The organism is Pseudoalteromonas sp. 2CM28B (assembly GCF_023161935.1).
This window is the reverse complement of record NZ_JALNTH010000041.1, coordinates 37,139-59,407: the sequence shown is the minus strand read 5'-3', so window position 1 is coordinate 59,407 and position 22,269 is coordinate 37,139. Positions and strand designations below refer to the sequence as shown.

Here is a 22,269-nt window from a genome sequence, read left to right as displayed (position 1 = left end):
TTATGGGATAACCCCAAGGTAAGTGTGGCTCAAATGATAAGAATAGGATCTCCGCGTAGCGGCTTAGTTCAACAATTGAATAGTGCGCTCAACGCGCATATTTCTGCCGGCTTAACGCTGATTTATCTACTTTATATAGTTTTAACAAATTACCTAAGGTATTACTATAACTAAGTTTTCTAAAGTTTTTAGGTAAAGTTAAATTAACCAATATGCGCGCAGCGCTCATTTTCATGAATATATGCGCAAAGAGCAATTTAACCTATCAATTAACGACAATATTTAGCCAATCTCAATGACCGGTTATCGCTCAAAGCAGACTAACAGCTATATTCCAGAGGAGATTTTGATGACTAAAGTTCAGCGGTAATGCAGGAATATAAGCACTCTCTTTATAGCATAAGCTGCACTAGCTCTTTACTTATACTCAATTTTATTAATAAACCACTCTTTTACCCCAACTGGCGTTTTCACTTGAAACTCATCATCAACTTCCTTTTTTAGCATCGCTCTGGCCATAGGAGAGTCAATAGAAATGTAATCGTTACGACCATAGATCTCATCAGGGCCAACTATGCGAAAAGCTTTTGTTTCACCATCATCATTTTCAATCTCTACCCATGCCCCAAAGAAAACCTTGCCGGCTTGCTGAGGAGAGTAGTCAATAACTTTGACGGCTTCGATGCGCTTTCTAAGGAACCTAATTCGAGAATCTATCTGTCTAAGTAATCTTTTATTTTCTTTATAATCGGCATTATCTGAACGATCGCCAAGGCTAGCAGCCCAAGCTACTTTTTTTGTTATTTCAGGTCTGTAGTCGCGCCAAAGATAATTAAGCTCTTTATTTAGCTTGTCTAATCCTTCACGCGTTATTAGATCGGTATACAATTAGTTTGCCCCATCCCACTATTACAAATACTGCAATGCTTTTTTAACAGCATCTAAAGTTGCAACCGGGAGAAAATTATCTTTATCATTACTTGATAATATACTACCGTTTGGCCCCACTTCCAAACCTGCTCGGCGCATAAACTCTTTAGATATGAGGTATTCAAGAGCTTCTCTTTCTAAGTCAGTCAATTTTAAGTTTGGTGACGAAGACGACCCACCCTCATAAAATTCTATGACTGGACCAATCGGTACCGGAGTTTTTCAAGTTAGTTGTCGCAGCAAATTAAATTTTAGCGTGTGTTATAGATATTACGGCTATAAAAAATCTAAAGCTTTCTTTATAGCGTCAAGGGTAGCCGCTTTAAAAACAGCCTGCTTATTTTCATCAATAAGCTCCCCATAATCAGTTGGTGTTAATTTCCATTTGCTTAGAAAGCTATTTGATAATAAATATTCTAATGCCCTGCGCTCTTGAGGCGACAGTTTGTGCTCTGAATCAAGCCCAGTAGACTTGTAGTCATAAATATCAATTTTAAGGTTTGGTGGAATAATTTCTTGTAGCTTTTTTCGAGTCGCAATTAACTCGGAAGCTTGAATTTTTGCTAGTAATCGATGCTTTGGATTATTTATTTCATCTATCCAATTTAACTCTTGATGCTTTTGCTTACCAAGATCTTTTACTGGGCTACTCTCTGCAAATGATGCAATAAGTGCTCTATATTTTTCACCCGATTTATTGCGAATGCTTTGTGCCTTTGGAACTCCTCGTTGAGTGCCTAACTTTGATATAGTAGAAATAGAATAGTCATCAACACCTCTATTTCTTTGCTCCATACAAACCTTATAAATTGCTTCGAGGGTTTCACTAACTTTAGCGGAACACCCTTTTTGTAATTCAGTTAGTAGATTTTCAGGTGACATACTCATGACTCAACACCAGTTAATACATTGTTTTTATTAATAAACTCTATTTCAGACTTTAAAACCTGTTCCTCACCAAGAAGCTCGGAGAGTTTAATATCACAATTAATTACACGACTTACTTTTGACCATGTTTTTAAACGAGACTTTAAAAGGCGTGCCAGTTGATTTCCAGCATGCAACTGCTGCTCTTCTGTTAGCAAGAATAAACCTGGAGATATTTCATTAAATGCAGCCATTTTATCCAACAGTTGAGATCTTGGAATTATGGCATGCGATGCATTGGCCGACTCGTAAATCGTTGCATTCTCACAAACCTCTTGCAGCTGCTCAAATAATGATGTTTCTTCTAAAGATATCTCTATTTCTGCATCACTCATTTTAACTAGAGACAAGCTGTCTTTTTGATTAGTTATTGACTGTGTCATTTTAATTAGCTTATAGGCTGACTGTAAGTCACATAAAAGCATATCCATTTTCTTGGCTGCACTTTCATATTCTGACTCAGTTTTTCTTATTTTTAACTCAAGAACTTTACGCTCTGATAAGTCTATTTTTTCTTTTTTTAAATTAGCTACGTACTCTTTACGATCTAATTCATCTAAACTATGCTCAAGAGTAGTTACTTTATTTTGTAACTTTGTACATTGAGATGACTGGGTGTTAGAGTAAAGTAATATTTCATTAGTGATGGATAGCAATCCACCAATAAATGCGGGACCTGTAATAAAGTGACGACAGCGTAGACAGTTTTGCGTCCCTAGATAACCAGATGGAGCCGGTACACGCAATGATGTACCACTACCATTAAGTTCTCCGCCATCTTCACAACGAGTGGCGGCATATGGGCAGATACCATAATCCCTGAAAATGAAGTTTCCTGCAGGAATAGAGTTTGTTAATGAATTTAGTAAATCTTCATTATTTGATACCAGTTCATTTTTTACTTTCTCTATCTTATTTTGTTCTATTAAACTTTGAGTAGCGTCAACCCTCGTTTTTAATGCCTCTTTCTCGCCCTCCTCTAATCGTTTTCTAATGTCACCTTGCGTAATTTTGCAGTAATAAATAGACATTACAATTGACGAGTGCCCAACAACTTTCATAACTATTTCAATAGGCATCCCCATTTCCATTATATAAGCCGTTATAAGACTCACTCGCATAGAGTGAGGAGTATACTTAGACTTATATTGATTTAATGTTGTTTCCTTCCCTGATAGCGTTGCGAGCTCTAAGTTTGATGGTTGAACATTATAAAGTGCGGCCGCTAACCTTGGTGTTAGCGCATTACCAACACTTTGTGGCTCAACATCCTGATAAGCCCTAAATAAAAAACAATTTATTCCTTTAGCCTTAAGTTGCAACTCATTTAAATTTGTTCTTTTACAACTAGACCAGTTTGTAGGACTATCTATAGGATTATATTTTTGCTGCCATTTACGAAGTCTTATCAACCAGTAAATAAGATCTTCAGGTATCCACGGAATTGAATAACCTTGGCCATTATTACTTGTTTTGTTTGTAGTGATAAACATCCCTGCGTTATCGTCAGGCATTCTTTTTATAAAAGCTTGGTTTTTTGTTAACCCTGAAAAAATAGATTTATTTTTTTCCCAAATTATTTTTCCATTTTGATCAACATTAGCTATTACATCATCAGCTTCACCTGAGTCATTATATGCAATCTGACGACCCCGTAATGGAACTTTTGTCAAAGTAAACGTATGCAGCCAATTGATCGGAGACCACATATAAAGCTGCTCTCCAACCTTTTTTATTACGCAATCAGGATCACTTTTATCTACTTCCCACGCTGATACTTTCAGCCAGTCAGCATCAAACTTTTGCAAATGCTTTAGGTCTCTAAAATTTTTTGCTTTCGCAGGGATTATCCACTCTTGGGCCTTTTTAACAAAATAGTACTGTAAGCAAGGTTTAGTTGATTCAGCTCGCTGAGGAGACATCACACTGGATGAATTTGATAGAAGCGATAAAGGGTTTCTAGCATCCATTACTCGAATGATCTCTCCAGTTTCCTCATCCTCACTAGTTAGATCATTGGTAATCACAAAGTCCAAAAACTCATTTACTGCAATTATTAAATTACGCCGCATATTATCGGTATTCAACTTTTCTAATTCTTGCTTTAAAGGTCTGATATTAACTTTTTGCTTAGTAAGAAATGCTTCTGGAGTTAAGCTTTTATCATGTTTTTCTATATAGATTCGAACGAATCGACAAAGCAATGAGTTTTTAGAGCCTCCCCCTAATGCTTGGGTCATAAATTCTTCTATTTTTACCGCCCAAGCTATATATGGTTTTGCAATAAATTTTAAATTGTAAGGTTCTTTTTTACCTAAAAATTTAAACCAATTTTCCCATTCACTTTCCCACACCCCCTGCGGATCATTTGGTATTTGAGGGTCACCTTGTTTTTTAACAAATGCCCTGTATTCCTTTTGTGATTTAAGAGCTAATGGCTTAATAATACTCTTTAACTTGTTATAGGAATAAAAATCAGGGACATCAAATGTATCTTTATAGCTCACCCACTCATCCTTAAAAACCCTCTCTGGATGTGCAATAAGACCTGGTATGCTTTTGTAATTTTCTAAATGTAGCCTTGAGTTAGTGATACCGTTTTTTTTGCATATTGCTTTGTATTCACCCAATGTTTTTATTGATACAGGTATATTTAATGGAAGGCTCGAGTTACCTTTAAGTTTGCTCATTTAATCTCTCTCATCTTATTACGAATATCTTCTGAGGTTGGTTGTATATATATCAAGCAGGATAGAGAGCTCTTATGATGCATTGCTTTTTGAATTTCAACTTGGCTTAAACCAAGTTGTCGTGCGCGATAACCATATGCATGCCTGTGCCCATGCTCTGTAGTTCCAAGCTCTTTTTTAACTTCCAGCCCAATTTTTTTAACAGCTCTTTTATGAATGCGCTGAAAGTTTTTTATCGTTTCAGGCGCTCCTGAGGAGTTGGTAAATGCAAATGGGTGAGAATCTGTTTTTGCAGGCTCTACACGTTGATATTTTAGGTAGTTAACCCAAGATATTAAAAACTCTTTTGCTTTTTCCGGTGGATTAAATATCACTTCAAAATAACCGTCTTTATTTGTAAGTAAAGGTGATTTCCAACCCGCATATAGCCTTTCTGATAATCGGTATGTATTTCTTGGTTTATAAAAAGTGCTTTCGAGTAGGTATTCTCGCCTAGTTGCGAAACTACTGTCAGGTGAGCGGCCTATTTCTGGATGATAGACCCTAACTAGTGCTTCATCTTGATATATTGGATGTAAAGTTATATCTGAAACATAAAGGTGAAATAGCTCACTTTTACGTAATCCACCATAATTTAATAACATGGTCATGGCTTGAGATTTATAGTCTGGTATTGAGCCTTTTACCATTCCAATATAAAGAAGCTTTTCAAAGTGCTCATCGGGGAATTTCATCGCTTTTTCATTATTTATTTTAGGCTCTAATAACCGATCAATGAATCTTACTCTCTTCGCATTAAAGGCAGCGTCATTTTGATTAGATAAATGGTTTAGGAACACATTTGCATGCTTATGATAATATGCGCACCAATTTAATCTTTCTTCATAACTTGTTGCTTTTCTGAAGGGGTTTATCCTTGATGAGTCAAACCCTTCCTGTAAAGCTAAAAAATCAGAGTAATGCGTTATATGAAATAATATATTATTTGCATCTCTAGGCTTTCTTGCCTTCCAATACAATCCAAGTTCATCATCCATTTTATCGTAATCGATTGTTCCTACTAATAGTGCTTTAGTAAAACCTTTTAATAATAAAGTTGAGTTTTCAAAGTTAGGTACGGCATTAATATATGTGAGTAGAAGCTTTAAAGAAAATATAGAGCGCTCTTTCCATGACTCGCTTTTAGAGCTGTACCAAGCAAGATACCTTATATGTGATATCACGACACCTTTCTCTGTATAAAGAGCAGGTAGCTCACAAATACTACCAGTCTCTTTGTCATGATACTTTACGTTTATTTTTTGGATGTATGCCATACTTTTTATTATATATTTGGGTAGGGTTATAATATCAGTATAACAAGCGTCTATTACGCCAAATAGACCGCCGAGTGCGCTATCTACGTAAGCGCATCCCCGATTTAAAAATTGTTGATTACTCACCCGTGCAAGACGGTAAAGTTTTTTTTGGTGCTTGGGTTGAAATAGAAAACGAGGCTGGGGAGTGTAAGAAGTTTAGAATTGTCGGTCCCGATGAAATTTATGATCGCAACGATTACATTTCTATTGACTCACCGATGGCGCGAGCACTATTAAAAAAACAAGTAGACGATGATTTTGAGGTCATGACCCCTCAAGGTGCTAAGCAATGGTATGTAAATAATATTTCCTACCAAAAATAAAACGGCTTATTCTTGATTCAGATCATATTAACTTTTTATTGTTTATATTATCTGAGTACGCTATAACTAAAGTAACTCAAGTTATGATGTATTAATTTGAGAGTAGTTAATTAAGGTCGTCACTATGTCAAACATTACAGCGCGCATATTACAAAATGCCCTATTGTTTACACTCTTTATGAGTGTAAGTTTGACATTGCATGCAACACCCAAAAATACGCAAATTGATGCTGGTTTTACACCTGCAGAATTTATTGTTTGCGATTCTCCTGACCAAGCAAACCTCGACACCGATATAGACTCTCATGTCGGTGTTATTGCGCTTAGAGAAATTCAACCACTTCCTTTAGCGTTTTACTTTCATTATGAAAGCAGCCTTTTAGTCACACCTTACAGCCATGCACACCCGCGAGCGCCACCCGTTATTTAGTTTAATAACTTGCTTTTAAACATTATTAAATTTTATAACTAATTAGGTGGATATTATGTCTAACTTTAAAGAACTCCGTACCCAAGATATTTCTCATGGCACTATTGCGAATACATTTACTAATGAAGCTGTCATTGATTTAACTTCACCTGCTACACAAGTGGTGACTAGTTTTACTGATACAAGCCCGATGCGTGCATCGTTTGATACAACAATTGAACAAGCGTCAAAACAGTTAACGACTCAACGCTCTGATTTTATTTTGGTAACTGATGAGCAGCAAAAGCTAATAGGTATAGTGGCGAGTGCTGATTTACAAAGCTCAAAAATCATGATTTTAGCACAGCGTTTAGGCTTGCCTCGTAGTGAAATTAGCTTGCGCTATTTAATGACACCGCTAAGTAATTTAATGGGTGTAAGTATGAAAAGCTTAAGCTACTCATGCATTGGTGATGCACTGCAAACTATGGAACATCATGGCGCTATGTTTTTATTAGTCACTGCGGCTAATAATGAAATAAGTGGTTTAATTTCAGCACGCGATATAGCACGTAAGCTGCAAATTCCTGTTCATATTAGTCCAATAGCGCACACATTTAGTGAAGTACTCGAAAGTATAGAGCACCCTCACTAAATCAGCTTTTTATTAGTATAGTTCCAACCCCAGTAATGGCATCTTAAAGCAAGTAAAATAGCTTGCTTTAAGAGCTTTTTATTACCTTCCCCTGTGATATTATTCAAGACATTGACGCATCAGTTAACTTCTTAGCTGGTCTTATTTTTTGTATTAAAAGGTTTTTGCATGAGCGATATCTCTGCACGTTTAGCAACTGAGCTAAATGCACAACAGCAACAAGTGGTTGCTGCAACAAAGTTACTTGATGAAGGTGCAACCGTCCCCTTTATTGCCCGTTACAGAAAAGAAGTGACCGGTGGATTAGATGACACCCAACTACGCCTTCTAGAACAACGTTTGTCTTATTTACGTGAACTTGAAGAGCGTCGTGGCTTTATTCTATCGACGATAGAATCTCAAAATAAGCTTACCGGGGAATTAGCAGCTGATATAAAAGCAGCGCAAAGTAAAACCGAGCTTGAAGATTTATACTTGCCTTATAAGGCAAAGCGTCGCACTAAAGGTCAAATCGCTATTGAGGCCGGTTTAGAACCTCTTGCTAATGCGTTATTTAACGACCCAATGCTCGACCCAGAAGCTGAAGCCGCTCACTATATTAATGCCGATAAAGCCATTATTGATACAAAAGCAGCCCTTGATGGTGCCAAATTTATTCTAATGGAGCGTTTTGCTGAAGACGCTAAATTACTCGCTAAGTTTAGAAGCCATATTAGTCAAAATGGAGCAATTGAGAGTAAGTTAATTGATGGGCAAGAACAAGCAGGTGCTAAATACAGAGACTACTTTGAACATCAAGAGCCGTTAAAAAAAGTGCCCTCGCACCGTGCATTAGCCATGCTAAGAGCACGTAATGAAGGCATTTTACAGTTAACGATTAACCCTGAGCCAAGTGCTGAAAATCCAGCCCAGTTATGTGCCCAAATGATCAGTGATCATTACCGCCTAGATATTAAAAACAAACCTGCTAGTGCATGGTTATTAACTGTGGTGCAGTGGGCATGGAAAATTAAGCTTGGGCTACACTTAGAAAATGAGTTTTTAGCCGCAATGCGTGAAAAAGCCGAAACCGGTGCCATTGACGTATTTGCTAAAAATTTAAAAGATTTATTAATGGCAGCGCCTGCAGGCCCTCGCACGACACTTGGTTTAGATCCCGGCTTGCGTACCGGCTGTAAAATTGCGGTAGTCGATAGCACAGGAAAACTGCTCGCTACACAAACAATCTTCCCACATGCACCACAAAATCATTGGGATAAATCACTGCGCACGCTCGAGCAATTATGTCGCCAACATAAAGTTGAGCTTATTGCGATTGGTAACGGCACTGCTTCTCGCGAATCAGATAAACTAGTTGGTGAGCTTATCAAGGCAAATACGGAGCTTAAACTGAATAAAATCATGGTCAGTGAAGCCGGCGCTTCGGTGTATTCTGCGTCTGAATTTGCCGCTAATGAGTTCCCAGATTTAGATGTATCTTTACGCGGTGCAGTATCTATTGCACGTCGCCTACAAGATCCATTAGCTGAACTAGTTAAAATAGAGCCTAAGTCTATCGGTGTAGGCCAATATCAACACGATGTATCACAAAGCCAACTTGGGCAAAGCCTAATTTCTGTAGTAGAAGACTGTGTAAACAGTGTGGGGGTTGATTTAAATATGGCCTCAGTGCCTTTGCTTGCACGTGTTTCTGGCTTAAACAAAACGTTGGCTCAAAACATTGTAAACTACCGTGACACGAATGGGTCATTTACAAAACGTAGTCAGTTGAAAAAAGTAGAACGCTTAGGGCCAAAAGCATTCGAACAAGCGGCTGGGTTTTTACGCATTAATAATGGCAGCGATCCGCTAGATAACTCATCAGTTCACCCTGAAGCATACCCTATCGTTAAGCGTATTTGTGAACATAACCAAGTAGACGTAAATAACTTAATTGGTAACAGTGAATTTTTAAGTAAACTCGCTGCAAACGACTATATTGACGATAAATTTGGCTTACCAACCGTGACTGACATTATTAGCGAGCTTGATAAACCAGGTCGCGATCCACGTCCTGAATTCAAAACCGCGGAGTTTAAAGCCGGTGTTGAAAAAATTAGTGACCTCAAGCCTGGTATGATTTTAGAAGGTGTGGTTTCTAACGTTGCTAATTTTGGTGCATTTGTTGATGTGGGTGTTCATCAAGATGGACTCGTGCATATTTCAGCTATTACTAACAAGTTTATTTCAGACCCACGCGAAGTGGTTAAAGCAGGTGACATTGTTAAAGTAAAAGTGGTTGAAGTCGATGCTGCTCGTAAACGCATTAGTTTTACTATGCGCCTGGATGACGACATAGACACCAGCAATAAAGCGACACCGCAAAAGCCTCGCAGCAATAATACTAACCAAGCACGAGCGCCTAAGCCTAAACGCGATACAGGCAATGCGATGATGGGGAATGCCTTTGCTGACGCCTTTGCTAACGCAAAAGTGAAAAAGTAATTTAAACGATATATTTAAAAATAAAAAACCGCCTAGGCGGTTTTTTTATGCATTTTAAATAAGCTAAATTTGCGCTGAAAATTCGCTCTGGATCGCGGGGGATGTCGCCAGTTGATAAAAGCTAGCAATGCGTCCTGCACGCGCTTCAACTTCAATATCACGTGATTGTTCTTCGCTTTTAGCGGTTTTTACTTCTGAACTTTCACTATTAGAAAACGACGCACTGACTCTGCTTTTATCTTCGCTGCTGTCTTCGTCATCAGCTGAAGCTAACTCAGCTTGTGCGGCAGCCATTTTCTGTGTGGCGTCTGCCGCAATCGCTCTGTCGGCACCTGAGGGTTCTGCTGGTGCTAGTGCAGCAGAACGTACCGTTTGCATTTTATCGATGGTTGCTTGCGGATCGCCATTGATAACCCCAACATCTATCGGTACTTCACCACCTACGGCATAATTAGTGCCATCGGGGCCTCTTTGGTATTCGTAACTGGGTGAACCGGCATATTGTCCACCAACAGCGGCATGCGCTTGCTCGTGGGTTCGCACTTCGGTATCACGAGCTTTGAGCTCTTTAATTTGTTGCTGTTCTTGCTCAAGTTTAAGCTCTTCTTGCTCACTAACTTCTTCGGCAGCTTGCTGTTTTTCTTGCTCGGCATCATCTTGATCACTATCAGCATTGCCTTCGCGTTGTTCAATAGTTTTGTTGTCTGCAATTTTGCCGCTTGCAGTATAAGTTGAACTATCGCTGTTACCAGGTAGTTTGGCTTTTTCTGCATCACTTTGAGCTTTGTTTTCAGTACTACCGGCGGTGTTTGCAGCGGCTGGGGGAATGACTTCACGTAACTGATTGTCACGCCGAGCAGTCTCCGTATAAACATTTGCAGTGTTTATATTGATAGACGGAAACGGCGTGACGATATTCATGAGGAATTACACTTTAATATCAACTAAAGTGCCTAGTACATCATCTGCAGTTTGAATTGATTGCATGTTAGCCTTGGCATTAAACTCTTCAACTTTTAAGTTTACTAATGCATCATCAATTCGTGCAGGTTGAGATACCGGCGCGGTTACGGCTTCTTCAGGGCGAGCAGCCGTTAATTGACGTTGCTGCGCTAATTGAGAATCATCTTGCTGCTCTATGCTGGCACGGTTAATCTCAGCGCTGGCCTTTTCAATACCTTGGCTGGCTCTATTAAACCCTTCAACACCGCTATTAAATACAGATCCAATCGGCATAATAATAAACCTCAACCAAATAAATATTGTTTAATTATCGCTCAAAAATCACGCAAAATAAAGCTTTAAACCGCTGTATTCATGGCTTTGCTTCAAAGCATTGATTTAACGGCAGATAAAAATTCGTTTTTATGAGAAATAAATGGCGCATGGGATGCTTTGTCTATCACTTCGTACTCAAAGCCAGAATTAAGTGCGACCATTTTTTCAATTGCTCGATAAGGAACGAGAGAGTCTAAACGCCCAAAAATTCCACTAATCGCGACGGGACAGTGAGAAAATAATTCACGTAAGTCTTCACTTTGCAGTATATCTAACCCCGCACTTAATGCTTGATTACTCGGCGGCGGTGACTGACTCAATAGTTGTTTTAGCTGTTTTACATCATCTCGCGCCGACTCACTGCCCATCGCTTGAATCGCCAAAAAGCGCTCTATCGTTTTTGAACGCTCTTGCAATAGCTGTTCTTTAAACTGTGTGAGCACTTTAGGTTTAATACCTTCCCAGGGCAATTGCTCTACAAAAAAAGGAGTGGAGGCAACTAAAATAACTTTTGACACTTTTTCTGGCCAATGTTTGGCAATATAAATGGCAAACAAACCGCCTAAAGACCATCCCATCAAAACAGATTGTGGTTTTAATTGCTGACTCACCAGCTGAGCTGCATCATGTAAAGTATACGGATCCAAAGAGACATCATGATCACCGTAACCAGGTAAGTCTAAACAATGTACCTTACCAGAATATAAAAATTCTAATTCTGGTTTTATTAACTGCCACACGCCTTGGTTCATTCCCCAACCATGCAACAACACACATTCATTTTGCATATTTGCCTAACCTTAACCAAACTTAAATCTATGATAGCGTTTTAGGGGGAGTTTGTAATGAGGAGAATCAGCGAATGAAACTTAGCCTAACTGATTGGCTTTTTCCCTCGTATTGCGTGTTGTGCCAGAATCAGATACACAGCTCACTGGGACTATGTCAGTTTTGTTTAGATGACCTGCCTTTGCTAGATTTGGCTGAGTATGACAATTTATTTTACCGCCCAGATATTGTAGAAATGTTTCCTAACTGCAGCTTTGAGAAACTATTTGCCTGCGCTTTTTATCAACCCCCTTTTGATTTATGGCTAAAACAACTCAAATTTAATAATCAAATTCATTACAAAAAAGCACTACAGCAAGTCATCAAAAAACAACTTACTATTTTTACTAATAAACAGCATTTAGCTACTGCTGTATTTATTATTTTACCTTTGCACAAGTCGCGTTTTTTTAGTCGAGGATTTAATCAGGTTACCCAAGTATGGCAGCCTTGTTTGTCATCCTTTAATGTCTTGAATAATGTTTTAATACGCAATAAAAACACCTCGGCACAGTCACAACTGAGCAAAACAAAGCGGATAAAAAATTTACAGCAGGCTTTTTCATGTACTGCCAATTTAGAGGGTAAAACGGTGGTCATTATTGATGATATTATGACCACAGGTGCAACACTCAATGCAGCTACCTTGTCGCTAAAAGAAGCGGGCGCTAAACAAGTCTGGGCATTTACGACCTGTTTAACGCCACTTTAGATTTAGTTACCACTGACACGAAAGGTATGCCCGAAAAATAAAGCGTTACTTAATAATCGGCTGGTGCCATACCAGTAACCTCTAAATACAGGGTTGTCTGTCATCGCAATCACACTACCTCGACCATAAGAGTGAGCCATTAGCGCAGCACCACCGGCCACTTGCTCTACATTAACTGCATCAGTAAAACCAGCAAGTAACGGCTGTTGTGTATAGGTGAGTATATTTACAAACGGCGCTTGCGAGGCTTCAAGTAACCAGGTACTGTTTTTAAATACTGGCAGAGTGTCACGCTTAAATGAAAACGTCAGTGGGTGCGTAGTATCTACATCAGTATTAAATATAGCGCCTGCAATACGCTGGCGACCCGCTAGATGGTCTTTGTCTGCATATTTTAAACCTTGAGTATCAAATGCGCTGGCAACATCTTTACGTGATAAGTAGTTTGCTTTTAATAATTGCTGATCAGCTAAGAACTTTGCCCCACCTTTATGACCCCAAATAACGCCGCCTTTTCTCACCCAGCTTTTAATCGCCACTTTGTCGGTATCAGATAACGTCGAATAATCGCCATGCGCCAAAACAATATGGCTGTAATTACTGAGCTCTAAAGACGCTAAACGATTCATTTCAACAATGGTTGGCGCTACGCCTACAAAGCGATCTAGGTAATACCACACTTCACCTGCTTCATATTGGCTAACCCCTTTACCGCCAACTAATAACACCTTAGGCGCAGAAACAACCGCCATAGAGCGCGAGCCTAAGTCGGCACCTTTACTGGTTAAGCCTGTGGTAATTGGCTTAATTTCAATATCAAATTGGCTTTGTGCTTGGTTTAGCTTTGCCACCCAATCAGTCTCTGTTTGCAGTCCTGCAGGGATAATAATACTGCCAGCATCAAAATTTATCTCATTACTCGTTGATGTTGCGGTTAATGGCTTTAATGCAACACGCGCTTTAATGCCTTGCTGTAATAAACTATTGAGCATTTTTGGGGCAAGCATGTCGTCCCAAGCAAATCCATAGGCGTAGTTTTTAGTTAGCGGCGTTAAAACAGGCTGTTTTGCTTTTTGCCAAGCCGTAGTATCAACCTCTAATCCCCAGCGGCTGTTTACTTTAGCAAATGGTAAATTAAACGCATGCGCTAATGTCCAACCTGATACATCGTAAAAAGTGTTATCGGCAAAGTTTTGCTGTTCACTAAAAATAGCTTTAACTAATCGGTATTGTGGTTGCGCAAGCGGCACAAAATAGCTATTAGCGGTAAAGTTTTTACCTTCAGCTTTTAGTCCCTCTTTAACTGGATAAGCATTAATTTGGTGCTGTTTAAGTATGCTTAAAAAATCGTTAATACGTGTTTTGTCTTCCCCACCTTGAACAATATAACCTTGATAGTCTTCATCTTTGGCAAGCTCAACCGCTTTGTTATAAAAGTTAGCCTGATACTCAAGTAAAGCTTGGCGGTTATCAATCGCCGCTTTAAACGTTGATAAGCTCGTTAAAAGTTGGTTTTTAATCGTAAACGCAAAAGTTAGCGGGCCATTGATCGTTTCTTGAATATGGCCACGAGAACTTGCTTGTTCAAATAAAATACCGACACCACCATTTACATCAGGGTAAGTTGAACCTTTGCCATAATAAAAGTCATCAAAGCTTTCTTCTGTAAAATACAGTGCATTGTTTTCATCTAAAGTTTTTGCATGATAATTTGCAATTGCTTTTGTTAAGCTCACATTTTCTTCAGGGGTAATGGGGTGTTTACGACTTGGGATCCCTGGTTGAAAAAAGTAGCTACTGTTTGGTCCCATTTCATGAAAGTCAGTTAAAATATTAGGTTTCCAATAATGAAACTTGGCTATACGCGCTCGCGACTCAGGGTGCTGCAGTAAAAGCCAATCACGATTTAAATCAAACCAGTAATGATTGGTACGGCTACTTGGCCAGCTCTCTACATGCTCACGCGTTTGCGGATCTGACGATAAGTTCATTCCACGATTACTATTAGCCCAATTAGCAAAACGTGCTAAGCCGTCTGGGTTAAGCGACGGGTCGAGTAAAATCACCGTGTTGTTAAGTAGCTCATTTATTTCATCACCTTGCGCGGCTGCTAAATAATAAGCCACTAGCAAGGCAGCATTACTCCCTGACGATTCGTTACCATGAACACTGTAACCCATCCACACAACACTTGGCTGCTCCGCTGTTTTATTGTTTGAATTATTTAGGCGAGCTAAGTGTGCTTGGCGAGTTTGCTCTATATTTTTTAGTTTGTTCGCTGCGGTAATAGTGAGCATAACTAGTGGGCGCTGCTCGTGGGTACGACCTATTACTTCAAAATTAATTCGATCACTTTTTTGAGCTAAAATTTCCATGTAGCGAACAAGTTGGTCATGCCTTACATGCCATTCACCCACTTGATAACCAAGTACTTTTTCAGGTGTTGGAATGCTGGGATCAAATTCAACCTGTTGCTCAAAAAAATACGACAAGGGCTTTGCCACACTTGAAAAACTGGCTAGTATCACCATTACTGTTAATATAAACTGCATATAAATCACTCTAAAAATGCTTGTTAATTGCACGCTACCATTGCTTAAAATAGATGCCAACTTTTTTCGCTCAACACTAGCCGCAACACGATGAGCGGAGTATGATATGCAGTATCCGAGTAATTTAGTCAAGTATAGACGGTTTTATGATTTCAATTTCCGAAACAGCGCAAGCGCATTTTGCTAAGCTATTAGCAGATCAATCTCAACAAACGAATATTCGTGTGTTTGTTGTTAATCCTGGTACATCACAAGCTGAATGTGGTGTTTCTTATTGTCCAGAAGACGCGGTAGAAGAGAGCGATATTCGCCTAAACTTTAACGGTTTTGACGCTGTTGTTGATGCCGAAAGCGCGCCTTTTTTAGCCGAAGCTGAAATTGATTTTGTTACTGACAAAATGGGCACTCAGCTAACTCTAAAAGCGCCTAACGCTAAAGCACGTAAGCTAGGTGAAGACGCAAGCCTAAATGAACGCGTTCAACACATGCTAGAAACAGAAGTTAACCCACAACTTGCAAATCATGGCGGCCAAGTAAGCTTAGTAGAGATCACCGCTGCAGGTGTTGCTGTGCTTCAATTTGGTGGTGGTTGTAATGGTTGTTCTATGATTGATGTCACACTAAAAGAAGGCATTGAAAAAGAAATGATTGCTAAGTTTGATGAGATCACCGGTGTGGCTGACATAACCGATCACGAAGCTGGCGAGCACTCTTATTACTAAGTATTAACCCACTATGCTAAAGCCACTTATTTACCGCTTAGGGAGTGACCCTAAGTTGAGTTTAAAACGCTTTTTTCGCGGCCTAGCACTGTTTGTGCTGGCCGTGATATTTATCACTTTGGGTTATTACAGCCATTATAGTTTACAAGTCATTGGCTTAGTAATTTTAGCACCGGCATTATTTTTAGCATTCTGGGGCTACGCGGGTATTTTTGCCAATCGTTTTTCGCAAGTATTGAAAAACATCCCCGCCAAAAATAACGACCCCGATCTGTGGAAATAACGGTTTAATCAAGTAATTGATTATTGGCTTTTAGCTGCTGATATTTAATGATAAGTGTTACACCACGCATTAGCATAAAACAGCTCATTGCTAACCATAAGCCATTATTTTGCCACGACTGAAACAACCAAAATACCCCAAAAAACCCTATCGTTGCCGATAACAGCATGCTATTTCGCATTGCTTTTGCACGAGTTAAACCAACGAATATGCCATCAAACAAAAAACAACTCATTGCTAAAATTGGCAGCACAATTACCCACGGTAAGTAATATGTAGCCTTTTCAATAACCTCAGGTACATTAGTCAACAGCTTTATAATAGAGCTGCCAAATAATATAAAAAATACACTATACAAAATGCCAAACAACATGCCCCAAAATACGCTTATTTTTACCCATAGCCTTATCTTTTCAACACTTTGTTGACCTTTCGCTTGGCCTACTTTTGCCTCGCTAGCATAAGCAATCCCATCAAGCGCAAAGCTGACCAACATTAAAAAGTTGAGTAGTACCGCATTGGCGGCCAATGTAGTTTCACCTATACGTGCAGCATAAAAGGTCATAAAGCTAAAACATAACTGCAACACTAAAGAGCGAATAAAAATATCGCGATTTAAACTTAATAACCCTGCCATTTTTTCTATGCTAAACCAATTTGCAACCGCTAAACTTATGCTCTGTTTTTTAGCCAGTTGAACCACTAACAGCAAAGCAAAAATTAAAGCCGTGTAATCCGCTATTAATGATGCCCAAGCCGCCCCTGCAACCGCCCAATCAAGATAAACTACAAAATAAATGTCGAGTACAATATTGGTAATATTAGTGACTAACAATAAATAAAGTGGCCCTCGCCCATAATGAACGCCGAGCATCCAGCCTAATAAAACTAAGTTACATAGTGCTGCTGGGGCGCTAAAAATACGAATACTAAAATACCGATAGGCCTCATTGAGCACATCACTATTGGCAGCAGATAAATACGCAATGGCGTGTTTTATAAGGGGGGATAATAAAATCAGAATTAGAGCTACACTGCTGGCCAATAACAAACTGCGTTTGAGTAAAGCTGCCAGTTGGGTCAAATTATTTTTACCATAAGCTTGTGCCACCAGCCCAGTGGTGCTCATTCTTAAAAAACCAGCAAGCCAAAATAAAATGGAGATCACGGTAGAACCTAAGGCAATTCCCGCTAAATAATGCGCACTCCCCAGGTGACCAATCACTGCCGTATCAACAATTCCTAACAACGGCACAGTAATATTTGATAATATCATTGGACCGGCTAACAACAACAAGCTTTTATGGTGTGCTTTATTATGTATAAGAAATTGTTTCATTTAGTATTATTTTTCCTGATTTGTGGTTCTTTACGTGCGCAAGCAGTTGTTATTCTACAGTATCATCACGTCAGTGAAACCCTTCCCGCGGTGACCAGTGTAAGCGCCAACACTTTTACTAAACACTTAAATTATTTAAAAGAGCATAACTTTAACGTTATTCCACTAAATGAGCTGATTAGCGCATTAAAACAAGGTAAAGCTTTAGACGATAAAACGCTCGCGATTACTTTTGATGATGGATACAACAATAACTACGAACAAGCTGCGCCTATTCTTGAGAAATTTGGCTATCCGTACACTATTTTTGTAAACCCTAAACTCATTGATGAAAAAGCGAGCTACGTTATGGGGTGGGATAAGCTCAGAGAACTGGCAAAAAAAGGCGCCCTTATTGCCAATCATAGTGCCGAGCATAACTATCTGCATAAAAAGCGCGAAAATGAAACGCAAAGCCAATGGCGTGAACGCACTAAAAACGACATTCTTAGTTCACAGCAGCGTATAAAAGAAGAAATAGGCCACGATTATAAATACCTTGCCTATCCCTACGGAGAGTTTAACAATCAGCTACAAGCTATCGTTACTGAACTAGGCTTTATTGGTATTGGTCAGCACTCTGGTGCAGTTAATCAACATTCTAATTTTAGCCGTTTACCACGTTTTCCCGCATCTGGTTTTTATAGCAAATTAGATACGTTAATTACCAAACTCAATTCAACTGCTTTTACTATTAATAAACTAACCTATAAAGATAGTGTAACCACACAAAATCCACCGTCGTTAACTATAAATCTAGAGACTGATGACTTTCATAAAAGCCAATTTGCCTGTTATGTATCAAGCGTTGGGCAAGCTAATTTAAATTGGTTAAACGATAATACGGTTGAGGTGACCTCGCCAAAGCAGCTTAATAAAGGCCGCTCTCGCTTTAACTGCACCGCCCCATCAATAAAAAAAGCAGGCAGTTATTATTGGTTTTCACAGCCTTGGGTGATCAATTAAATTCTATTTTTTAATCACTTGATTTAATAACCGCTGGGTCATTTTATCCAGCGGTACGACCTCATTTGCAGCCCCGATATCAATAGCAACCTTGGGCATTCCCCATACTACAGACGAAAACTCATCTTGTGCCAATGTATAAGCCCCTTGTTGTTTTAACGCCAGTAAACCTTTCGCGCCATCACTTCCCATACCGGTTAATAGTGTGGCAACAATATACTTAGCACCAATCTCAAGCGCTTCAAGCGTAATGGGTGAACCTTTTTGTGTGAGTGTAGAAATCATCACAACCGGCATAGGACGTAAGCGCATCAGGTTTTTTAAAAAACTAATGCCGTCCATTTTTGGCATTTCAACATCCAACGTTAGTACATCCGGATTATATTTTTTGATCATCTATCGAGCTTCGTATGGGTCTTGTGCACCCCCTACCACCACAATATCTTTTGCCTGTTGCAGTATCTCTGTCAGCAATTGTCTGATCGGTGCCGAGTCATCAATTATTAATACTTTAATCATAGCCATCCTTAAAACAGCTCTATATCAGTGGCTTTTGTTTGTTGTTCAAGATTATGTAAGTAACGCACTTCACGTTTTTCAATCGTATTATTGTGTAAGTTACGTAGCTTTTTAACTTGTACTTTTCAATTATGAGGATTAAAAAATATTTTTCGTGGCCAAGGCCCGCCCATATCATGCGCCACTAAATTTAGCGCTCCTTCTACTATATATGCATTGGCAAAACTGGTATTGCCAATACCAATATCTGTCATGGCGCTAATTATTTTGCCTCCCCCAAACAGTTTTACTTTTAAGTTTGCCCGGGATGCACCATTTTTAAGCACTTCATAATTAAATATTCCATAGCCCAATTACCGTAACGACAACTTAAACTATGCGCTTGCTCAATTCGCTCACCTTTTTGAATTGGTAGCCTAAAGTGATTAATCCCGCCTATGCCTAGCTTATCGTCGTAAACACAGGCAGCAATACACGATCCTAGTACGGTGGTGATTAGCTCATCATTTTTAGAAACATAAAACTCACCTGGTAATACCTTAGCGACCACACGATCTCGCGAGGCGTCCCAATAGCGTTTAATATGCTCAAAACCCGCTAATACTGACTTAAATTGCGTGTGCATGGGCTACTTTTTGATACATGGTTTTCCCTAAGTTTTTAAATAAAACATGCTCTTTACCCATGGTTTCTGAATGCCCTAAAAATAAATAACCTTGGTCATTGAGAATATCGGCATAACGGTTAAAAAGCTGTTCCTTTGTCTCTTTATCAAAGTAAATCACTACATTTCGGCACAAAATCAAGTCAAACGGGCCTTTCATTGGCCAGTCTTGTAATAAGTTTAAACGCTTAAATGAAATACATTGCTGTAGCTTAGGTTTAGCCTTATAACTTTGCCCATCTTTACTGGTTAAAAACCAGGGTTTTAGTAAAGCATCATCAAGACCATTTACGTTCGCTGCGGTATAAATACCACTTTGCGCCTTCGCCAGTACATTAGAGTCAAGATCAGTGGCTAACATCTTCACATCCCAATCACTTGGAAAAGCTCTTTGCAGCGTCATTGCTAAACTATAGGGCTCTTCACCGGTAGAGCAGCCTGCAGACCAAATTCGAACGCGCTTAGTCTGTTTATTTTCTTAAACAGGGTTGGTATTAACTTATCTTTTATAAACTCAAAATGATGCATTTCACGAAAAAAAGAGGTTAGATTAGTGGTAATGGCATTGATAAATGTATCAAACTCCTGATCTTTATGATTTTTTAAGTAATCGAGGTAGCTTAAAAAGTTTGTTAATTTTCGCTCACGAATTCGTCTTGCCAAGCGTGAGTAGACCATCTCTCGCTTATGCTCTCCTAGTACAATACCGCAGGCGTTATAAACTAAATGAGCCACTTCCTTAAAATCACTACCCGTTAATAAAAACTCTTTCATTATTTGCTCTCATTTAAAAGTAAAGCGAGATTCACGCATACATTGCAGGTGGACCTAACTAAAGTGAGTTTAAAACTCCTCCCACTCTTCAGCCGAGTCTACAAAATTTTCACCTTTGCTTTTATTACTAACGAAGCTATTTTGTTGCTGATAAGATATTTCAGGTGTGCGAATAACAGGCGATACCACTGTCACATCTTGCTGCCCTAATGAGAAAAAGTGCAGTAAACATAAAACCCCTTTAAAATCGTAAAACCTTTAAAAGCTAGTTTTTGTAGTATTCGGCTATTTCAATAAATTCTGTGGTTAATTTTGTAGTATTAACCAAAGGCACATCACCTTGTTTAAATTCAGGCTTAAAAATAGCTCTTAGTGCGCCACTGCCATCAACAAGGGCAACAGATGCACTATGATCCACCGCATAGTCTGATTCATTACTATCACTAATTGCGTAAATTAATCCAAGCTCGCGGACAAATGGAAATAAGTCTTTATGCTCACCTGACACAGCTAAAAAATCTGGATTAAAGTAATCTATGTACTCTTTACGTTTTTGGGCAATATCACGTTTAGGATCAACAGATATAAACCATACTTGTAGTGGGTACTCAGCCTGCAAATTTTTATAGACATTGTTGAGCTTAGCTAGCGTCATTGGGCAAATATCAGGGCAACTTGTGTAACCTAAAAAGACTAAATTCCATTGACCTAAAAACTGCTGTTTGGTTACTGAATTCCCTTGTTGATCATTCAACGAGAAATCAGATAACGGCTTTGCGGTTTCATAAACTAACGCATCAAGATCTTGTAAATTATTTTTATCACTACAGGCTGATAAAAAGAGTACTGAAAAAACAACTAAACCACACCATAACTGCTTCATATAACTAGCCATTTATCTATAAATAAGATGATAAATAGTATCATCAAATGAATAATCGAAAAACGAAATAAATCCATCGCAGTGTCTTCTTTGGCAGCAAACTTTAAGTTAATTGCTTTGTATATAAATACAATATTGAGAAGACATGCCCCGCTTAGATAAATAAGCCCTGACATGCCAATCAAATAAGGAAACACACATACAATGGCGAGTAATACCGAATATGCAAGCACGCATGTTTTACAAAAATCGATACCATGGGTGACCGGTAACATGGGGATTTTAGCCCGCTCATAATCACTTTTACGCGCGATGGCGAGCGCCCAAAAATGAGGTGGGGTCCAGGTAAATATAATCATCACCAGCAACCAAGGGGCTGCCGCCATTTGATTTGTTTCAGACACCCAACCGAGTAATGGAGGCATTGCACCGGCTAATCCCCCTATAACTATATTTTGTGGTGTGGCACGTTTTAAAAATGACGTATAAATAAACGCATAACCAACAAGTGCAAATAAGGTCAGTATGGCTGTGAGCGTATTTGCCCACAACATCAGCATAATAAACCCAGCAACCCCAATCACAGTGGCAAAGCTCAGTGCATGTAATTTACTTAAACGCCCTTTAGCAACAGGGCGATGGCGGGTGCGTGCCATTTTGCTATCAATTTCACTATCAACAACATGATTAATGACTGCGGCGGCCGCAGAGAGTAATCCAATCCCTAATAAACTGATGAACTGAACCCCAACACCTCTGCCAACATCAGGGGCTAGCGCTAAGCCAACCCATGCTGTTAACACTAGCATAGCCACTACTTTAAATTTACTTATTGCCAAATAATCTTGGATTAAGTGGTAACTTTTAGTCAATAACGATGCGCTGTAAACGGGCTGCATTGCTTTTTTATTAATTGTAAGTGCCATAATCATTC

20 protein-coding genes and 4 pseudogenes are annotated in these 22,269 nt (G+C 39.0%); 8 read left to right on the top strand and 16 right to left on the bottom strand.

The window, feature by feature from the left end:
• Positions 1 to 417: 417 nt before the first annotated feature.
• The 5 genes from greB to gmtY all read right to left on the bottom strand — a co-directional run bounded on the left by greB (position 418) and on the right by gmtY (position 5,863).
• Complete coding sequence (gene greB, locus MTN96_RS31215) at positions 418 to 888, bottom strand: transcription elongation factor GreB (protein WP_013466105.1); 471 nt, start codon at positions 886 to 888, stop codon at positions 418 to 420.
• Between the two features lie 21 nt (positions 889 to 909).
• Complete coding sequence (gene gmtX / locus MTN96_RS31210; RefSeq protein ID WP_308200745.1) at positions 910 to 1,125, bottom strand: gamma-mobile-trio protein GmtX; 216 nt, start codon at positions 1,123 to 1,125, stop codon at positions 910 to 912.
• An 81-nt stretch (positions 1,126 to 1,206) separates the two neighbouring features.
• Positions 1,207 to 1,818, bottom strand: a complete 612-nt coding sequence (gene gmtX / locus MTN96_RS31205; protein ID WP_248534026.1) for a gamma-mobile-trio protein GmtX — start codon at positions 1,816 to 1,818, stop codon at positions 1,207 to 1,209.
• Positions 1,815 to 4,547 (bottom strand): VPA1269 family protein, encoded by a 2,733-nt coding sequence (locus tag MTN96_RS31200; protein ID WP_248534024.1) that lies wholly within the window; start codon positions 4,545 to 4,547, stop codon positions 1,815 to 1,817. Before MTN96_RS31200 ends, gmtX (MTN96_RS31205) begins: the two co-directional genes overlap by 4 nt.
• Entirely contained in the window at positions 4,544 to 5,863 is a 1,320-nt protein-coding gene (gene gmtY, locus MTN96_RS31195) for a gamma-mobile-trio recombinase GmtY (protein ID WP_248534022.1), read from the bottom strand. Before gmtY ends, MTN96_RS31200 begins: the two co-directional genes overlap by 4 nt.
• A 32-nt stretch (positions 5,864 to 5,895) precedes the next feature.
• On the opposite strand from gmtY, the pseudogene MTN96_RS31190 reads away from it, so the two are divergent.
• The 4 genes and pseudogenes from MTN96_RS31190 to MTN96_RS31175 all read left to right on the top strand — a co-directional run.
• Positions 5,896 to 6,228: pseudogene (locus MTN96_RS31190) on the top strand (GreA/GreB family elongation factor); the annotation flags it as partial.
• A 124-nt stretch (positions 6,229 to 6,352) separates the two neighbouring features.
• Positions 6,353 to 6,658, top strand: coding sequence for a hypothetical protein (locus MTN96_RS31185; RefSeq protein WP_024602195.1), 306 nt, complete (start codon positions 6,353 to 6,355; stop codon positions 6,656 to 6,658).
• 55 nt (positions 6,659 to 6,713) lie between these two features.
• Positions 6,714 to 7,292, top strand: coding sequence for a CBS domain-containing protein (locus MTN96_RS31180; protein WP_069438581.1), 579 nt, complete (start codon positions 6,714 to 6,716; stop codon positions 7,290 to 7,292).
• A gap of 168 nt (positions 7,293 to 7,460) precedes the next feature.
• A complete protein-coding gene (locus tag MTN96_RS31175; protein WP_036980503.1) occupies positions 7,461 to 9,776 on the top strand; it encodes a Tex family protein in 2,316 nt (771 codons plus the stop codon).
• A gap of 63 nt (positions 9,777 to 9,839) precedes the next feature.
• On the opposite strand, the gene MTN96_RS31170 is transcribed toward MTN96_RS31175, so the two are convergent.
• The 3 genes from MTN96_RS31170 to bioH form a co-directional block, all read right to left on the bottom strand.
• A complete protein-coding gene (locus tag MTN96_RS31170; protein WP_248534020.1) occupies positions 9,840 to 10,697 on the bottom strand; it encodes a putative metalloprotease CJM1_0395 family protein in 858 nt (285 codons plus the stop codon).
• Between the two features lie 6 nt (positions 10,698 to 10,703).
• Complete coding sequence (locus MTN96_RS31165) at positions 10,704 to 11,012, bottom strand: hypothetical protein (RefSeq protein ID WP_248534018.1); 309 nt, start codon at positions 11,010 to 11,012, stop codon at positions 10,704 to 10,706.
• A gap of 92 nt (positions 11,013 to 11,104) precedes the next feature.
• Entirely contained in the window at positions 11,105 to 11,842 is a 738-nt protein-coding gene (gene bioH / locus MTN96_RS31160) for a pimeloyl-ACP methyl ester esterase BioH (RefSeq protein ID WP_036980508.1), read from the bottom strand.
• Positions 11,843 to 11,916: 74 nt separating this feature from the next.
• Between bioH and MTN96_RS31155 the strand changes: the two genes are divergently transcribed.
• A complete protein-coding gene (locus MTN96_RS31155) occupies positions 11,917 to 12,594 on the top strand; it encodes a ComF family protein (protein WP_069438578.1) in 678 nt (225 codons plus the stop codon).
• 2 nt (positions 12,595 to 12,596) lie between these two features.
• Here the strand turns inward: MTN96_RS31155 and MTN96_RS31150 are convergent, their stop codons facing one another.
• Positions 12,597 to 15,146 carry a M14 metallopeptidase family protein gene (locus MTN96_RS31150; RefSeq protein WP_171034693.1) on the bottom strand — a complete coding sequence of 850 codons (2,550 nt, stop codon included), beginning with the start codon at positions 15,144 to 15,146 and terminating at the stop codon, positions 12,597 to 12,599.
• 146 nt (positions 15,147 to 15,292) lie between these two features.
• On the opposite strand from MTN96_RS31150, the gene nfuA reads away from it, so the two are divergent.
• Positions 15,293 to 15,868, top strand: a complete 576-nt coding sequence (nfuA, locus tag MTN96_RS31145) for a Fe-S biogenesis protein NfuA (RefSeq protein ID WP_036980513.1) — start codon at positions 15,293 to 15,295, stop codon at positions 15,866 to 15,868.
• A 13-nt stretch (positions 15,869 to 15,881) separates the two neighbouring features.
• The gene (locus MTN96_RS31140; protein ID WP_036980514.1) at positions 15,882 to 16,151 is read left to right on the top strand and encodes a hypothetical protein; all 270 of its coding nucleotides are present in this window, start codon (positions 15,882 to 15,884) and stop codon (positions 16,149 to 16,151) included.
• Between the two features lie 4 nt (positions 16,152 to 16,155).
• On the opposite strand, the gene MTN96_RS31135 is transcribed toward MTN96_RS31140, so the two are convergent.
• Positions 16,156 to 17,427, bottom strand: a complete 1,272-nt coding sequence (locus MTN96_RS31135) for an MATE family efflux transporter (protein ID WP_138626749.1) — start codon at positions 17,425 to 17,427, stop codon at positions 16,156 to 16,158.
• A 42-nt stretch (positions 17,428 to 17,469) separates the two neighbouring features.
• Here MTN96_RS31135 and MTN96_RS31130 point away from each other — a divergent pair, with 42 nt between their 5' ends.
• Entirely contained in the window at positions 17,470 to 18,495 is a 1,026-nt protein-coding gene (locus MTN96_RS31130) for a polysaccharide deacetylase family protein (protein ID WP_248534016.1), read from the top strand.
• 3 nt (positions 18,496 to 18,498) lie between these two features.
• Here MTN96_RS31130 and MTN96_RS31125 read toward each other — a convergent pair.
• From MTN96_RS31125 to cyoE, 6 genes and pseudogenes are all read right to left on the bottom strand, one after another.
• Positions 18,499 to 19,014 (bottom strand): annotated as a pseudogene (locus tag MTN96_RS31125) (chemotaxis protein CheB).
• Between the two features lie 8 nt (positions 19,015 to 19,022).
• Positions 19,023 to 19,639, bottom strand: a pseudogene (locus MTN96_RS31120) (chemoreceptor glutamine deamidase CheD).
• Positions 19,623 to 20,452, bottom strand: a pseudogene (locus MTN96_RS31115) (protein-glutamate O-methyltransferase CheR). The pseudogenes MTN96_RS31120 and MTN96_RS31115 overlap by 17 nt, the downstream one beginning before the upstream one ends.
• Positions 20,453 to 20,521: 69 nt before the next feature.
• Positions 20,522 to 20,647, bottom strand: coding sequence for a hypothetical protein (locus MTN96_RS37085; protein WP_282452140.1), 126 nt, complete (start codon positions 20,645 to 20,647; stop codon positions 20,522 to 20,524).
• Positions 20,648 to 20,717: 70 nt separating this feature from the next.
• A complete protein-coding gene (locus MTN96_RS31110) occupies positions 20,718 to 21,335 on the bottom strand; it encodes an SCO family protein (RefSeq protein WP_248534014.1) in 618 nt (205 codons plus the stop codon).
• Positions 21,332 to 22,261 carry a heme o synthase gene (gene cyoE, locus MTN96_RS31105; RefSeq protein WP_024602182.1) on the bottom strand — a complete coding sequence of 310 codons (930 nt, stop codon included), beginning with the start codon at positions 22,259 to 22,261 and terminating at the stop codon, positions 21,332 to 21,334. Before cyoE ends, MTN96_RS31110 begins: the two co-directional genes overlap by 4 nt.
• Between the last annotated feature and the right edge of the window lie 8 nt (positions 22,262 to 22,269).

Excerpts from the sequence above, each read along its gene's own strand:
- cyoE (WP_024602182.1), bottom strand. The coding sequence starts at position 22,261 with ATGGCACTTACAATTAATAAAAAAGCAATGCAGCCCGTTTACAGCGCA.
- gmtY (WP_248534022.1), bottom strand. The coding sequence starts at position 5,863 with ATGGCATACATCCAAAAAATAAACGTAAAGTATCATGACAAAGAGACT.
- MTN96_RS31175 (WP_036980503.1), top strand. The coding sequence starts at position 7,461 with ATGAGCGATATCTCTGCACGTTTAGCAACTGAGCTAAATGCACAACAG.
- nfuA (WP_036980513.1), top strand. The coding sequence starts at position 15,293 with ATGATTTCAATTTCCGAAACAGCGCAAGCGCATTTTGCTAAGCTATTA.
- MTN96_RS31135 (WP_138626749.1), bottom strand. The coding sequence starts at position 17,427 with ATGATATTATCAAATATTACTGTGCCGTTGTTAGGAATTGTTGATACG.
- MTN96_RS31150 (WP_171034693.1), bottom strand. The coding sequence starts at position 15,146 with ATGCAGTTTATATTAACAGTAATGGTGATACTAGCCAGTTTTTCAAGT.
- MTN96_RS31140 (WP_036980514.1), top strand. The coding sequence starts at position 15,882 with ATGCTAAAGCCACTTATTTACCGCTTAGGGAGTGACCCTAAGTTGAGT.
- MTN96_RS31165 (WP_248534018.1), bottom strand. The coding sequence starts at position 11,012 with ATGCCGATTGGATCTGTATTTAATAGCGGTGTTGAAGGGTTTAATAGA.
- bioH (WP_036980508.1), bottom strand. The coding sequence starts at position 11,842 with ATGCAAAATGAATGTGTGTTGTTGCATGGTTGGGGAATGAACCAAGGC.
- MTN96_RS31110 (WP_248534014.1), bottom strand. The coding sequence starts at position 21,335 with ATGAAGCAGTTATGGTGTGGTTTAGTTGTTTTTTCAGTACTCTTTTTA.
- MTN96_RS31170 (WP_248534020.1), bottom strand. The coding sequence starts at position 10,697 with ATGAATATCGTCACGCCGTTTCCGTCTATCAATATAAACACTGCAAAT.
- gmtX (WP_248534026.1), bottom strand. The coding sequence starts at position 1,818 with ATGAGTATGTCACCTGAAAATCTACTAACTGAATTACAAAAAGGGTGT.
- MTN96_RS31185 (WP_024602195.1), top strand. The coding sequence starts at position 6,353 with ATGTCAAACATTACAGCGCGCATATTACAAAATGCCCTATTGTTTACA.
- MTN96_RS31200 (WP_248534024.1), bottom strand. The coding sequence starts at position 4,547 with ATGAGCAAACTTAAAGGTAACTCGAGCCTTCCATTAAATATACCTGTA.
- MTN96_RS31180 (WP_069438581.1), top strand. The coding sequence starts at position 6,714 with ATGTCTAACTTTAAAGAACTCCGTACCCAAGATATTTCTCATGGCACT.
- MTN96_RS31155 (WP_069438578.1), top strand. The coding sequence starts at position 11,917 with ATGAAACTTAGCCTAACTGATTGGCTTTTTCCCTCGTATTGCGTGTTG.
- MTN96_RS31130 (WP_248534016.1), top strand. The coding sequence starts at position 17,470 with ATGTATAAGAAATTGTTTCATTTAGTATTATTTTTCCTGATTTGTGGT.